General features: G+C 71.3%; 12 protein-coding genes. 9 read left to right on the plus strand and 3 right to left on the minus strand.

Annotation, left to right across the window (positions count from 1 at the left end):
* The first annotated feature begins 9 nt into the window (after nt 1-9).
* Nucleotides 10-1,497, plus strand: a complete 1,488-nt coding sequence (locus Dsi01nite_RS28800; RefSeq protein ID WP_203849410.1) for an alpha/beta hydrolase — start codon at nt 10-12, stop codon at nt 1,495-1,497.
* Here the strand turns inward: Dsi01nite_RS28800 and Dsi01nite_RS28805 are convergent.
* Nucleotides 1,463-3,325: a glycosyltransferase family 4 protein gene (locus Dsi01nite_RS28805; protein ID WP_203849411.1), complete on the minus strand. Its 1,863-nt coding sequence runs from the start codon at nt 3,323-3,325 to the stop codon at nt 1,463-1,465. The two genes, Dsi01nite_RS28800 and Dsi01nite_RS28805, sit on opposite strands and share 35 nt — an antisense overlap.
* Nucleotides 3,326-3,459: 134 nt before the next feature.
* Between Dsi01nite_RS28805 and Dsi01nite_RS28810 the strand changes: the two genes are divergently transcribed.
* The 4 genes from Dsi01nite_RS28810 (at nt 3,460) to Dsi01nite_RS28825 (ending at nt 9,475) form a co-directional block, all read left to right on the plus strand.
* On the plus strand, nt 3,460-5,232 hold the full coding sequence (locus Dsi01nite_RS28810; protein ID WP_203849412.1) for a proline--tRNA ligase: 1,773 nt from the start codon (nt 3,460-3,462) through the stop codon (nt 5,230-5,232).
* A 205-nt stretch (nt 5,233-5,437) separates the two neighbouring features.
* Nucleotides 5,438-6,022, plus strand: coding sequence for a septal ring lytic transglycosylase RlpA family protein (locus Dsi01nite_RS28815; RefSeq protein ID WP_239136246.1), 585 nt, complete (start codon nt 5,438-5,440; stop codon nt 6,020-6,022).
* A gap of 66 nt (nt 6,023-6,088) precedes the next feature.
* Nucleotides 6,089-7,198, plus strand: a complete 1,110-nt coding sequence (locus Dsi01nite_RS28820) for a PP2C family protein-serine/threonine phosphatase (RefSeq protein ID WP_239136247.1) — start codon at nt 6,089-6,091, stop codon at nt 7,196-7,198.
* Nucleotides 7,199-7,627: 429 nt separating this feature from the next.
* A complete protein-coding gene (locus Dsi01nite_RS28825; RefSeq protein ID WP_203849414.1) occupies nt 7,628-9,475 on the plus strand; it encodes an acyl-CoA dehydrogenase in 1,848 nt (615 codons plus the stop codon).
* A 56-nt stretch (nt 9,476-9,531) separates the two neighbouring features.
* Here the strand turns inward: Dsi01nite_RS28825 and Dsi01nite_RS28830 are convergent, their stop codons facing one another.
* Nucleotides 9,532-10,017 carry a SixA phosphatase family protein gene (locus tag Dsi01nite_RS28830; protein ID WP_203849415.1) on the minus strand — a complete coding sequence of 162 codons (486 nt, stop codon included), beginning with the start codon at nt 10,015-10,017 and terminating at the stop codon, nt 9,532-9,534.
* Between the two features lie 88 nt (nt 10,018-10,105).
* Between Dsi01nite_RS28830 and Dsi01nite_RS28835 the strand changes: the two genes are divergently transcribed.
* A complete protein-coding gene (locus Dsi01nite_RS28835; protein ID WP_203849416.1) occupies nt 10,106-10,372 on the plus strand; it encodes a DUF6458 family protein in 267 nt (88 codons plus the stop codon).
* Between the two features lie 78 nt (nt 10,373-10,450).
* Here Dsi01nite_RS28835 and trhA read toward each other — a convergent pair whose 3' ends face one another.
* Nucleotides 10,451-11,077, minus strand: a complete 627-nt coding sequence (gene trhA / locus Dsi01nite_RS28840) for a PAQR family membrane homeostasis protein TrhA (RefSeq protein WP_373318858.1) — start codon at nt 11,075-11,077, stop codon at nt 10,451-10,453.
* A gap of 136 nt (nt 11,078-11,213) precedes the next feature.
* On the opposite strand from trhA, the gene Dsi01nite_RS28845 reads away from it, so the two are divergent.
* The 3 genes from Dsi01nite_RS28845 (at nt 11,214) to Dsi01nite_RS28855 (ending at nt 13,498) form a co-directional block, all read left to right on the plus strand.
* Nucleotides 11,214-11,810, plus strand: a complete 597-nt coding sequence (locus tag Dsi01nite_RS28845; RefSeq protein ID WP_203849417.1) for a 5-oxoprolinase subunit B family protein — start codon at nt 11,214-11,216, stop codon at nt 11,808-11,810.
* 118 nt (nt 11,811-11,928) lie between these two features.
* Nucleotides 11,929-12,786 (plus strand): 5-oxoprolinase subunit C family protein, encoded by an 858-nt coding sequence (locus Dsi01nite_RS28850; RefSeq protein WP_203849418.1) that lies wholly within the window; start codon nt 11,929-11,931, stop codon nt 12,784-12,786.
* On the plus strand, nt 12,770-13,498 hold the full coding sequence (locus tag Dsi01nite_RS28855; RefSeq protein WP_203849419.1) for a LamB/YcsF family protein: 729 nt from the start codon (nt 12,770-12,772) through the stop codon (nt 13,496-13,498). The genes Dsi01nite_RS28850 and Dsi01nite_RS28855 overlap by 17 nt, the downstream gene beginning before the upstream one ends.
* The last annotated feature ends 69 nt before the right edge of the window (nt 13,499-13,567 follow it).

The following is a 13,567-nucleotide window of genomic DNA, read 5'->3' on the forward strand; positions in this document are numbered from 1 at the left end:
CGTTGGCTGGTGAGATATCGAAGCGCATTCATCGCCGCGCTGGTGCTCGGCGGCGTCCTGACCACGAGTCCGGCGTCGGCCGAGCCGGGCCGGCAGCGGGCGGTGTCCTGGCACAGTTGCGTCATCGGGGCGGACGACGTGCTGGGGGCGGCGCTCGAGCAGGCCGGTGCCCGGTGCGGCGAGGTGAGCGTGCCGCTCGACTACGGCCGGCCCCGCGGCCGCACCATCCAGGTCGCGATGGCACGCGTCGCGGCGACCGACCCCGCTCGCCGTCGCGGCATCCTCATGCTCAACCCCGGCGGGCCGGGCGGCAGCGGCATGGAGCTGGTGCTGGCCGGCGCGCAGATGCCCGCCGTCGCGGCGAGATATGACCTCATCGGGATGGACCCGCGGTTCGTGGGGCGCAGCAGCCCGCTCGAGTGCCGGTGGGAGACGGACACGTTCGTGCGGTCGGCGGGGCCCGACCGGCGCACGTTCAACGAGAGCGTCGCGCTCGCGAACGAGCTGGCCGCCGGGTGTACGCGCGGCAACCGCGACCTGCTGCCCTACGCCTCGACACGGAACACGGCTCGGGACATGGACCTCATCCGGCAGGCACTCGGCGAGCGGCAGCTGTCCTACCTCGGCTACTCGTACGGCACCTACCTCGGCGCCGTCTACCTGCAGATGTTCGGTGCGCACGCCGACCGGGTGGTGCTGGACAGCGCCGTGGATCCCGACGTCTACGGGCCGGGGCTGCTGTCCCGCAACGCCCCGGCGATCCAGGCGGCGCTGGAGCACTGGGCCGGGTGGGCCGCCGGCGGGCACGGTCTCGGCACGACGCGGCGCGAGGTGCTGGAGCGGGTCTACCGGCTCGCCGCCCGGACGGTCCACACCGGACCGTACACAGTGGACCCGCACGTGCTGCCGTACCTGCTGTTCGCCCGGCTCTACGACGACAGCGCCGGGACCTATGAGGAACTGGCCGAGGAGATCCGGGTGCTCGAACGGGAGGGGCCGCCCACGCCGGCGCTGGAGGCGTTCCTCGCCGGGCTGTCCACGGGCGCGGGCTACTCCTCCGACCGGGCCGGGACCGCGGTCCTCTGCGCCGACCGTGCCGCCGGGACGAACCCGGACTCGTACTACCGCGACATCCAGGCGCACCGGGGCGACGAGCCGCTTTTCGGCCCGATGACCCGAAACATCACGCCGTGCGCGTTCTGGCCGGTTCGGCCGGAGGAGGCGGCCACGACGATCCGGAACACCGTGCCGGCGCTGATCGTCGGCGCCGACGGTGACCCGGCCACCCCGTTCGCCGGGCAGCTTGCGATGCATCGGGCCCTGCAAGGCTCGCGCATGCTCACGGTGCGCGGCCGGTACGCGCATGGGCAGTATCTCGTCGCGGGCAGCGCCTGCGTCGACGGCACCGTGGAGCGGTACCTCGTCGACGGGGTGCTGCCGGTCCGCGACACCGGCTGCCGGCTCAGCGGACCGGGGCGAGCAGCCGTTCGCGGATGAGGGTGCTCGGCTCGTCGAACCACTCGTCGTAGTGCGTGGCGGGGCCGAGCGCGTCGATGGCGGCGACATAGGCCGCGCCGTCGACGGGCCGCCCGCCCAGCATGCCGGTCATCGCGTGCAGGTAGTGGAAGTCGCTGTGGTCGGGGAACGCCTCCACCCCGCCGCTCACGACCGAGGCCGCCTGCTCGTCGGAGCCCAGCTCCAGCAGGGTGAGGATGATCCACCGGCTGGCCGACGGGCGGTCCGCGCTGCTGCCGTGCCGGTAGACGTCGAGGAACCCGGACAGCGCCGTGTCGAAGCGGCCGGCGGCGAACTCGCGCAACGCGCCCGCGTACGGCAGGTCGTCCGGGATCACGTCGCCGTGCGCGGGCAGGTAGGCGCGGCTGACCCCGGACCCGCCGCCGGTGCGCCGCCCGACGACCCGCCACCGGACCGCGCGGTGCCCCTCGAACACCGGGAACGTGACCGGCACCGCGATGGCGCCGGCGGCCGAGGCGGCGGCGCGCTGCCGGAGTCGCGGCTCGGCGTCGGCGTCGACGAAGCGCAGCCCGCCCAGATCGAAGCGCCAGCCGTCACCCGCCGACGGAGATCCGGCCTGCGGAGATCCGGTCGGCGGGGACCAGGCCGGCGGAGACCAGGCCGCGGCCACGTCGCGGTACGTGTCCTCGACCTTGGTGATGATCGTGTCCCACGAGTAGCCGGCCGCGGTCTTCAGGCCGCCCTCGCGCAGCCGCGCCGCCAGGTCCGGCTCGTCCAGCACCCGCCGCACCTGTGCGACCAGCCCGTCGACGTCGCGGATCTCGGCGAGCAGCGCGTTCACGCCGTCCCGCGCGTATTCGAGGACGCCGGTGTTCCTGGTCGTCACCACCGGCGTGCCGGATGCCATCGCCTCCAGCACCGGCAGGGAGAACGTCTCGTAGTGCGAGCAGCAGACGTAGGCGGCCGCCCCGCGGAACAGCGCGCCGAGCGTCGCCTGGTCCGGCGCCACGACCACCCGGCCGAGCGGCTCTTTGGGCGGCCGAGGCGTGACCCAGACCAGGTCGGCCGCGGGGCCTTGATCGGCCAGCGCCTGCCACACCCGGCGCATCTCGGCCATGCCCTTGAAGACGGTGCCGTCCCAGCCCACGAACAGCAGGTACGGCCGCTGCCCGGGCTGGGCGCCGGTCGCGGGGTGGAACACCGCGCCGGTCGCGGGGTGGAACACGGTGGGGTCGACGGCGTTGGAGACCACCGTCGCCGGCACGCCGTAGCGGGTGCGGAGCACCTCGGCGACGGTGCCGGTCACGATGATCGTCGCGTCGGCGGCCTCGACGTTTCTGGCCACGACCGCCCGGGTCTCCTCGTCGATGTCCTCGAACAGGTGGAAGTCGCCCTGCTCGAAGTGCACGACGGGGGCGACGCCGACGGTACGGGCGGCGAGCACCTGATCCCAGTACCCGGCGACGATCACGTCGCACGCGGGCACCGCCTCGGCCAGCTCGATCCCGAACGGCACCTGCCGGAAGCCGGCCCGCAGGTCGAACCACACCGGTGGTGGGAAGTGGCTGAGCACCGTCACGTCATGACCCCGGTCGAGGAGCCGGTTCGCATGCTCGAACAGCACCCGCGCGCCGCCGCCGACGTCCGTGCGCGGCACGAGGTACACCAGCCGCAGCCGGACGGGCACGGCACGTCGGGTGGACCCGCGCGCCACCGGTGGTGCCGCCGGTATCTCACGGCGGGCCACGAACTCCGCGTTCCGGGCGGCGGCGATCGCCGCGGCCAGGTCGGGGCGCAGCGCCAGGGACGGAGCACCGGACGGATCAGGCGAGATGTCATTCGGCCGCACACCTGCTTATCGGCCGACCGGGCCGGTGCGTTGAGGGATTTCGGGGCACTTGACGGCAAAACCCGCTAGTCACGCACCGCAGTCGTGCGGGTATCGTCGCCGAAGGTCTGTTTGAGAAGTAAGGCGGAGCCCTGATGGTGCTGAAGATGTCCACGCTGTTCGTGCGGACGCTGCGCGAGGATCCCGCGGATGCCGAGGTGACGAGCCACCGGCTGCTCGTGCGCGCCGGCTATGTCCGACGGGTCGCGCCGGGCATCTTCACGATGCTGCCGTTGGGCCTGCGCCTGCTGCGCAACGTCGAGCGGATCGTCCGCGAGGAGATGGACGCCATCGGCGGCCAGGAGCTGACGTTCCCCGCGCTGCTGCCCCGCGAGCCCTACGAGGCGACGGGCCGCTGGACGGAGTATGGCGCCAACCTGTTCCGGCTGAAGGACCGCCGCGGGGGTGACTACCTGCTCGGCCCCACCCACGAGGAGATGTTCACGCTCGCCGTGAAGGACTTCTACTCCTCCTACAAGGACCTGCCGCTCACGCTGTACCAGATCCAGACGAAGTACCGCGACGAGGCGCGGCCCCGGGCCGGCATCCTGCGCGGGCGGGAGTTCCTGATGAAGGACTCCTACTCCTTCGACGTCGACGACGACGGGCTGGCCGCGGCGTACCAGCGGCACCGGGTCGCCTACGGCAGGATCTTCGACCGGTTCGGCCTGGACTACGTCATCTGCTCCGCGACGAGCGGTGCGATGGGCGGCAGCGCCTCCGAGGAGTTCCTCGCGGTCTGTGACATCGGCGAGGACACCTTCGTCCGCTGCACCAACGGTGACTACGCCGCCAACGTCGAGGCGGTCACCACCGCGTCGATCGCGGCGCTGCCCATCGACGGGCTGCCCGCCGCGAAGGTCGTCGACACCCCGGAGACGCCCACGATCGAGACGCTGGTCGCGCTGTTCAACGACCGCGAGGACCTGCGCCGCGACGACCGGGCCTGGGTCGCCGGCGACACGCTGAAGAACGTCATGCTGGTGCTGACGCTGCCCGACGGCAAGCGCGAGCCCCTGGCCGTCGGCGTGCCCGGCGACCGCGAGGTCGACCTGCGCCGGCTCGAGGCCCAGGTCGCCCCCGCCGAGGTGGCGCCGATGTCGGAGGCCGAGTTCCAGCAGCACCCCGCGCTCGTGAAGGGCTACATCGGCCCCGGCGTCCTGGGCGAGAAGGGCTCATCCGGGATCCGGTACCTGGTCGACCCCCGGGTCGTGGACGGCACCAGCTGGATCACCGGCGCCGACCAGCCCGGCAAGCACGTGATGCACCTGGTCGCCGGGCGTGACTTCACCCCCGACGGCACGGTCGAGGCGGTCCGCATCCAGGACGGCGACCTGTGCCCCGTCGACGGTGGCACGCTCGAACTGGCCCGCGGCATCGAGATCGGCCACATCTTCCAGCTCGGCCGCAAGTATGCGAAGGCCCTCGGGCTCACCGTGCTCGACCAGAACGGCAAGGCCGTCACGGTCACGATGGGCTCCTACGGCGTCGGCGTGACCCGCGCGATCGCCGTGATCGCCGAGCAGACCGCCGACGACCGCGGCCTGTGCTGGCCCCGTGAGCTGGCCCCGGCCGACGTGCACGTGGTCGCCGCGGGCAAGACCGAGGAGATCAAGGCCGGCGCCGCGCAGCTCGCCGACGCGCTCGGCGCGACCGGGCTCGAGGTGCTGCTCGACGACCGCAAGGATGTCTCGCCGGGGGTCAAGTTCAACGACTCGGAGCTGCTCGGCGTCCCCACGATCGTGGTGGTCGGCAAGCGGCTGGCCGACGGCATGGTCGAGATCCGCGACCGCAGGACCGGGGAGAAAGAGGAGATTCCGGTCGAGGGTGCTGCGGAGCGTATCGCCGCAATCGTCCGCGCCGGGTGACAGCGCGGGAAGGGTCGGCCGTTCGGCTCCTTGTCGGATCAGCCGTTCGGCCGGACCTATCCCGCCAAATCCCCACGCACGCGGCACTTCGGTTTGACTGACGCCTGGGAGGGGCCGATACGTTCGGTCACGGCCATGCTGTCAACGAAGGGTGCTGACGTTGTCCGGCCGACATACCGCAATGTCCCGACGGCATCTCGCTCCATTGATCGCCGGTGTTGTCGCGGCGATCGCTCTCATCGGCGGTGCAGTTGCGACTGTCAATATGGGCTCGGATGATGCGGAGCCGACCGCAGCGAGCGACCTGATCGACGGCAGCCGCAGCCCGGCCGACCGGGCGGACCGCGGCGAGCGGCCGTCGAGCTCGGCATCGGCGTCGGTCGCGCCCTCACCGGCGGCCTCCGCGTCGGCGTCGCCGCAGGTCAGCAAGGTGCCAGAGGCGACCAAGACGCCGACCAGGAAGCCGTCGACGACCAGGACGCCCGGTGCCACCGGTGGTGCCGTGACGAGCACCGGCACCTGCAACGCCTCCTACTACGACACCGGATCGCGCACCGCCAACGGCGAGAGCTTCGATCCCAACGGGCTGACGGCCGCGCACAAAGAGCTGCCGTTCAACACCCGGGTCCGGGTGACCAACCTGGCCAACGGGAAATCCGTCGTCGTGCGGATCAATGACCGTGGACCGTTCGTCAGCGGGCGCTGTCTCGATCTCGCCCGTGGTGCGTTCGTGACGATCGCTTCGGTGAGTGCCGGAGTGATCAACGCACGGTACGAGGTACTCAAGTAACGACGATCCCGGCCGTTTGTTTGAGCGGTTCGGCGGTCCTTTGGTGGCATGCTGTCGATCGGACCTATGAAACGACCGTTGCTTCCCGAAGCCCGCGCCGGAGTCGGCGCGGCCTTCGTGCTGCTCTGCCTGGTTCTGGCCGCTGAGGTCGCCGACGGCGTCGACGCCAACTACGTCGGACTGCTCGCCGCCGCACCGTTCCTCGCGGCCGCGTTCGCGTCCTGGCCCGAGGTCCTCGCGGTCGGCAGCGCCTCGACGGTGCTCGCCCTGGTGTTCTGCACCATCGAGCTCATGCACAGCCGCGAGCGCACCCTGGTGATGCTGCTGAACCTCGGCGCGGTCATCCTCGCCGCCGGCATCGCCTCCGCGGTGGGCGCCATCCGGCAGCGGCAGATCGCCAGGTACGCGGAGCTGTCCAAGCTCGCCTCCGTGGCGCAGCAGGCCGTCCTGCGTCCGCTGGGGCCGCAGTTGGGCCCGTTGACCATCGCGGCCCGGTACATCTCGGCCAGCGCCGCGGCCGACATCGGTGGCGACCTGTACGAGGCGCTGGACACCCCGTACGGCGTCCGCATGATCATCGGTGACGTGCGGGGGAAGGGCCTGGACGCGGTCCGGCTGGCCAGCATCGTTCTCGGCTCGTATCGGCACGTGGCCTTCGAGCGGGCCGACCTGCGGGCGATCGTCGCCGACCTGGACCGGGCCGTGGCGCGGTCGGTGGGCGACGAGGACTTCGTGACCGCGGCGCTGATCGAGGAGCGCGGTGGCACCCTGACGATCGTCAACTGCGGTCACCCGGCGCCGCTGCTGCTGCGCCGCGGGCAGGTCATCCCGCTCGACCCGCCGTCCAACGCGCCGCCGCTGGGCTTCATGCCGGTGGTCAAGCCGCGCGTCGAGCGGCTGGAGCCGGGCGACCGGCTGCTGTTCTTCACCGACGGGCTGGCGGAGGCGCGCCGCGACGGGCAGTTCTTCCCGACGGCGGAGCGGGCACAGCGGCTGCTGGGGCACGGCACCGTCGGCGACGGGCTGGCCTCGCTGGAGAGCGCGCTGCTGGAGTGGGTGCGCGGCCGGCTCGACGACGACATCGCGCTGGTGCTGGTGGAGTATCAGGGTGTCAAGGCTCCGGCGACGGTCCCCAGCTGGGAGATCGGCGGCGCCGGAGCGACGACCGTGGGCTGACGCCCCGGTGCGTTATTCGGTGACGGCGCGCGGGCGGGGCACGAAGCGCCGCATCGGGGCGCGGTGCCGGCCCGTGTAGAACCGCGGGTACTTGGGAGCGAACAGAGAGCCCATCATCCGGACGATCATCGCGGTGCCCTCCTTCTGACTGCGAGTAACCGCTCAACGATCACATCACCCGCCGGTGACGGCGTGTCGGGCGTGCCTGCTCCCATCGGGCTACTCATCTGCCACCCTCCGCTACTCATCGGTCACCCTGACCTGCCGACATAGGTGAGACCTGGGCGTGCGCAGGTGTGACTGCTGTCACCCGTCCGGGCGGGTTGCCGGAAGTTACTAGCGAGTAATAAGATTCCTGTTACCGACTGGTAACCTCGGTCGTCCATGCTCGATCTACAAAAGCGACCCAGAGACGGGGGCCACTCCGCGATGAGCCATTACAAGAGCAACCTGCGGGACCTCGAGTTCAACCTCTTCGAGGTGCTCGGTGCTGACAAGGTCTTCGGTGAGGGTCCCTACGGCGACCTGGACGTCGACACCGCCCGCAGCATCCTCGCCGAGGTCGACCGGCTCGCCCGCGAGGACCTCGCGGCCAGCTACGCGGACGCCGACCGGAACCCGCCCGTCTACGACCCCGCGACCCACTCGGTGACGATGCCCGAGTCGTTCCGCAAGTCGTACGAGGCGTTCATGGCCGCCGAGTTCTGGCGGCTCGACCTCCCGGCCGAGCTCGACGGCACCGCCGCGCCGCGGGCCCTGTGGTGGGCCCTGGCCGAAATGGTGCTCGGCTCCAACGCCCCGATCTGGATGTACGCCTCGGGCCCCTCCTTCGCGAACACGCTGCGGATCGAGGGCACCGAGGAGCAGAAGAAGTGGGCCAAGCTCTTCGTCGACCGCCAGTGGGGCTCGACGATGGTGCTGACCGAGCCCGACGCCGGCTCCGACGTCGGCGCCGGCCGCACCAAGGCCATCCCGCAGGCCGACGGCTCCTGGCACATCGAGGGCGTCAAGCGCTTCATCACCAGCGCTGAGCACGACCTGGCCGAGAACATCGTGCACTACGTGCTGGCCCGCCCGGTCGACACGCCCGGCCAGGGCGGCCCGGGCACCAAGGGCCTCTCGCTCTTCGTCGTGCCGAAGTTCCACTTCGACGGCGAGACCGGCGAGCTCAAGGACCGCAACGGCGCCTTCGTGACCAACGTCGAGCACAAGATGGGCCTCAAGGTCTCCACGACCTGCGAGGTCACCTTCGGCGGCCACGGCGTCCCGGCCAAGGGCTGGCTGCTGGGCGACGTCCACGAGGGCATCCGGCAGATGTTCCTCATCATCGAGTACGCCCGGATGATGGTCGGCACGAAGGCGATCGCGACCCTCTCCACCGGCTACCTCAACGCGCTGGACTACGCCAAGAGCCGGGTCCAGGGTGCCGACCTGGCCAGCACCGACAAGGCCGCGCCGCGGGTCACGATCATGCACCACCCCGACGTGCGCCGCTCCCTGCTGCTGCAGAAGTCCTACGCCGAGGGTCTGCGCGCGCTCGTGCTGTACACCGCCTCCTGGCAGGACAAGGTCGCCCTGGCCGAGGCCTCCGGCGACGAGAAGGCCGCGAAGATCGCGAAGCGGGTCAACGACCTGCTGCTCCCGCTGGTCAAGGGCGTCGGCTCCGAGCGGGCCTACGAGCTGCTCGGACACGAGTCGCTGCAGACCTTCGGCGGGTCCGGCTTCCTGCAGGACTACCCGCTGGAGCAGTACGTCCGCGACTCGAAGATCGACACCCTGTACGAGGGCACCACCGCGATCCAGAGCCTCGACCTGGTCTTCCGCAAGATCGTGAAGGACCAGGGCAAGGCGCTGCTCACCGTCGCCGCCGAGATCCAGCAGTTCCTGGAGGCCGAGGGCGGCAACGGCCAGCTCAAGGTCGAGCGGGTCGCGCTGGGCAAGGCCCTCAGCGAGGTGCAGAACATCCTGGGCATCTTCACCGGCTGGCTCGGTGAGGCCCACGGCGGCGACCCGCAGGCGCTGTACAAGGTCGGCCTCAACAGCCGCCGCTTCCTGCTCGCCCTCGGCGACGTCGTCGTCGGCTGGCTCCTGCAGCGGCAGGCCGAGGTGGCGCTGAAGGCCCTGGCCGGCGGCACCACCGAGACCGCCTTCTACGAGGGCAAGATCGCGGCGGCGAAGTTCTTCGCCCGCGAGGTGCTGCCGCGGACCGGCTCGGACCGCCGGATCATCGAGGCCACCACCCTGGACGCGATGGACCTGTCCGAGGACGCGTTCTAAGAGCACCGACACAGAAGCTGGCGGGAGGGCAATGGCGCCCTCCCGCTTTCTGTGCCTTATCCCCTGGCCGTATGGTGCGCCTTCAGGCCGGCGGTCTCCAGGTCGCGCCAGGTGCCGGGCACGACGTGGACCGCGATCCCGCTGGTTGCCAGCCCCTCGTCGGGCAGCGCATCCGGGTCCAACAGGTCCGACAGCATCGACAGCGTCGGGTTGTGGCCGATGACCAGCAGCGTCGACACGTCCGGTGCGCCGTCGCGCAGCAGGTCGAGGGTGTCGTGGGCGGGCCCCAGATACAGGCGGTGCTCGAACACCACGGGCGCCGCCGCCGCACTCAGCGCCAGCCCCGCAAGGGTCTCCCGGGTCCGCACCGCGGTCGAGCAGAGCACCAGGTCGGGTTCGAGGCCCTGCGCCCGCAGCCACTCACCGGCCGCGACGGCGTCCCGGCGGCCGCGCGGGCTCAGCGGCCGTTCGAGGTCGGTCGGGTACGGATCCGGGTCCACGGACTTCGCGTGCCGGAGCAGAATCAGCGTGCGCTCGGTCATGCCGTCAAGGGTGCCCGATTGAGCCGCGTCGTAGGTGGGTAACCCCGACATACAGACGGTTACCAACCCAACGCCCTGGAGGCCCTCGATGGGAATCGGCGGCAGCATTCTTCTGATCGTCGTCGGAGCGATCCTGACGTTCGGCCTGGATGACACCGACCTCGGACCGTTCAACCTCGACACCATCGGCTGGATCTTCCAGCTGGCGGGGCTGTTCGGCCTGCTCCTGACCCTGTACTTCTGGAACACCCGCCGGCGCACCGTCGTGCGTCAGGTCCCGCCGCCGCCCCCGGCCGGTGGCACGATGATCCCGCCGTCCGCGGACGAGGTCATCGAGCGTCGCCGCACCTACTGAGCTGGATCCACGAACGACGCGGCCGTCTCCTTCGCATACAAGGCGAAGTGGACGGCCGTGTCATGGGCACATCGCCATCTACTTCGCAAAAAGCGCGAAGTAGATGGCGATGTGGTGCAAAATCGCCGCCACCAGCGTGCACGCGTGGAAGAACTCGTGATGGCCGAACACCGTCGGCCACGGGTTCGGCCGGCGCAGCGCGTAGAAGACCGCGCCGATCGTGTAGAACGCGCCACCGACGATCGTCAGCACCAGCGCCGTGACCCCGCCCGAGTGCAGGATGTCCGGCAGCACCACGACGGCGACCCATCCCAGCGCGATGTACAGCGGCGCCGACAGCCATCGCGGCGCGTGCGGCCAGATCATCTTCATGCCGACGCCGAGCAGGGCCCCGCCCCAGACCACGGCCAGGATGATGTCGCCCGTGCGCCCTTCGAGCAGCAGGACGCTGAACGGGGTGTACGTGCCCGCGATGAACACGAAGATCATCGAGTGGTCCAGGCGTCGCATCAGCTTGTAGCCCTTGGGCGACCAGACGCGGCGGTGATAGAGGGCGCTCGTGCCGAACAACGCGCACACCGTGAGGCTGTACACCAGGCAGCTCACGAACGGCGACCAACCCGGACGCGCGGCGGCGATGGAACACAGCACGATGCCGCAGACGATGGCGACACCGAACGCGTAGGTGTGCAGCCAGCCACGCATCCTGGGTTTGCCGAGGTCGACCGGGCGCAGGCGGGTCTCGGTGTTCACTGTCACGCCCTCCAGGTTACGGTACCGTAGGTTACTCGCAAGTATTGTTGCGTCGTCGAGTTGGTGTTCCTTGACTATGGTGACGGTCATGCAGATCCGCACCGTCGGGACATCGGCACTGCTGATCGAGGTCGATGACCCGCTGGCGTGGTTCGCCGCACTGGACGCCGAGCGGGCCGCCGGTCGACTCGACGTCACCGACATCGTCCCCGGTGCCCGCACCGTGCTGCTCGACGGGGTGGCATCGGTCACCTCCCTCGCAGCGACCCTGCGCGACCGGCCACCACCCGCGCCCACGTTCGTGGCGGACGACGACCTGGACATTCCGGTCACCTTCGACGGGCCGGACCTCGGCGGCGTAGCCGCGCACGTCGGCCTCTCCACCGAAGCTGTGGTCGAGGCCCTGACCAGCGCCACGTTCAGGGTGGCGTTCGGCGGGTTCGCGCCCGGGTTCGCCTACCTGAGCGGCCTGCCCTGGTCCGTGCCGCGCCTCGACAGCCCACGCCCGCGCGTCCCGGCCGGCTCGGTCGCGCTCGCCGCGGAGTTCGCCGGGATCTACCCGACCGCGTCGCCCGGCGGGTGGCAGCTCGTCGGCCGCACCGACACCGTCCTGTTCGACATCGACCGGACCCCACCGGCACTGCTCACCCCGGGCCGCACGGTCCGGTTCGTGGCCGTCGCATGACCGTCCCGCAGGGCAGCGGAGGTGGCGGCATGACCGGCCCGCAGCGGAGCGAGGAGCTGGTCATCATGGGTGCAGCCCTTGGGTCAGGCCGGTGCCGGAGCGCAGCGGAGGTGGCGGCATGACCGGCACGATGCTCGTCGAGGTCGCCGGACCGCTGACCACCCTGCAGGACCTCGGCCGGCCCGGCTTCGCGCACCTCGGCGTGCCCCGCTCCGGTGCCCTCGACCAGCCCGCCCTCCTGCTCGGCAACCGGCTGGTCGGCAACCCCGCCACCAGTGCCGGCCTGGAGATCACGTTCGGCCCGTTCACCGCGACGCTGCCCTTCGCCGGCACTCTCGCGTTCACCGGGGCCGCGGCGCCGCTGCGCGTCGGTGGGCGGCCCGCGCCGATCAACGCCCCCGTCGCCTTCCGCCCCGGCGACCGCGTCGAGATCGGGCCGGCCGTCGCGGGCCTGCGTGGCTACCTCACCGTTGCCGGTGGTTTCGTTGCGCCACCGGTGCTGGGAAGCCTCGCCACCGACACCCTTTCGGCGCTCGGTCCACCCGTCGTCCGGGCCGGTGCCGTCCTCGCCCTGGGCATCCCGGCCGGCGACCCATCCACTGTGGACGTGGCACCCCGCCCCGCGATCGGCGGCCCCATCACCCTCGGCCTCACCTGGGGTCCCCGCGACGACTACTTCAGCGGCACGGCGGGGCTGCTCGCCGGTTCGTACACCATCGGCAATGACAGCAACAGGGTCGGTGCCCGCCTGGTCGGCCCCGCTCTCACCCGTGCCCACCAGCGCGAACTCCCCAGCGAAGGGATCGTCCTCGGCGCCGTGCAGGTCCCCGCCTCCGGCCAGCCGCTGATCTTCCTCGCCGATCACCCCACCACCGGCGGCTACCCGGTCGTCGCCGTCGTCGACCCCGGCGATCTGCCACTGCTCGCGCAGGCCCGCCCGGGCGATACCGTTCGTTTCCGTGGACCTCAACAGTGACCTCGGCGAAGGCTTCGGCATCTGGACCCTCGGCGACGACGACGCCCTCCTTCCGATCGTCACCAGCGCCAACGTGGCCTGCGGCTTCCACGCCGGCGACCCGATCACGATGCGCCGGGTCTGCGCCCGCGCTTCTGCCCTCGGCGTCCGGATCGGCGCCCAGGTCAGCTACCGCGACCTGGCCGGCTTCGGCCGCCGGCGGATCGACGTCGACCCCGCGACCCTGACCGACGAGCTGCGCTACCAGATCGGCGCCCTGTCGGCGTTCGGCCCGATCGCCTACGTCAAGCCGCACGGCGCCCTGTACAACACCGCCGCCGTCGACGCGGACCACGCCTCGGCCGTCGTCGCCGCCGCGGCCGCCTGGGAGCTGCCGGTGCTGTGCCAACCGGGGTCGGTCCTTGCCGGGCTCGCGGCGGAGGCCGGCCTGCGGGTGGTCGGCGAGGGCTTCGTCGACCGCGGTTACCTGTCCGACGGCCGCCTCGTCCCGCGCGGCGCCGAGGGCGCGGTCCTCACGGACGTCGACGCGGTGGCCTCGCGGGCCGTCCGGATGGCCCGCGACGGGGAGGTCGTCGCGGTCGACGGGTCGGTGCTGTCGGTGCCCTTCGAGTCGCTGTGCGTCCACGGCGACACCCCGGGCGCGGTGGCCATGGCCTCCGCGGTCCGCGCGGCACTGCTGGCCGCCGGCCTGCCCCTGACCCCGTTCGCCTGACCCGCGTTCGCCTGACCCGCGTTCGCCTGACCCGCGTTCGCCTGACCCGCGTTCGCCTGACCCGCGTTC

The sequence above is a fragment of the Dactylosporangium siamense genome (assembly GCF_016862795.1).
Taxonomy (GTDB): Bacteria; Actinomycetota; Actinomycetes; order Mycobacteriales; family Micromonosporaceae; genus Dactylosporangium; species Dactylosporangium siamense.

Excerpts from the sequence above, each read along its gene's own strand:
- Dsi01nite_RS28810 (WP_203849412.1), top strand. The coding sequence starts at position 3,460 with ATGGTGCTGAAGATGTCCACGCTGTTCGTGCGGACGCTGCGCGAGGAT.
- trhA (WP_373318858.1), bottom strand. The coding sequence starts at position 11,077 with ATGCGTGGCTGGCTGCACACCTACGCGTTCGGTGTCGCCATCGTCTGC.
- Dsi01nite_RS28830 (WP_203849415.1), bottom strand. The coding sequence starts at position 10,017 with ATGACCGAGCGCACGCTGATTCTGCTCCGGCACGCGAAGTCCGTGGAC.
- Dsi01nite_RS28835 (WP_203849416.1), top strand. The coding sequence starts at position 10,106 with ATGGGAATCGGCGGCAGCATTCTTCTGATCGTCGTCGGAGCGATCCTG.
- Dsi01nite_RS28825 (WP_203849414.1), top strand. The coding sequence starts at position 7,628 with ATGAGCCATTACAAGAGCAACCTGCGGGACCTCGAGTTCAACCTCTTC.
- Dsi01nite_RS28850 (WP_203849418.1), top strand. The coding sequence starts at position 11,929 with ATGACCGGCACGATGCTCGTCGAGGTCGCCGGACCGCTGACCACCCTG.
- Dsi01nite_RS28820 (WP_239136247.1), top strand. The coding sequence starts at position 6,089 with ATGAAACGACCGTTGCTTCCCGAAGCCCGCGCCGGAGTCGGCGCGGCC.
- Dsi01nite_RS28845 (WP_203849417.1), top strand. The coding sequence starts at position 11,214 with ATGCAGATCCGCACCGTCGGGACATCGGCACTGCTGATCGAGGTCGAT.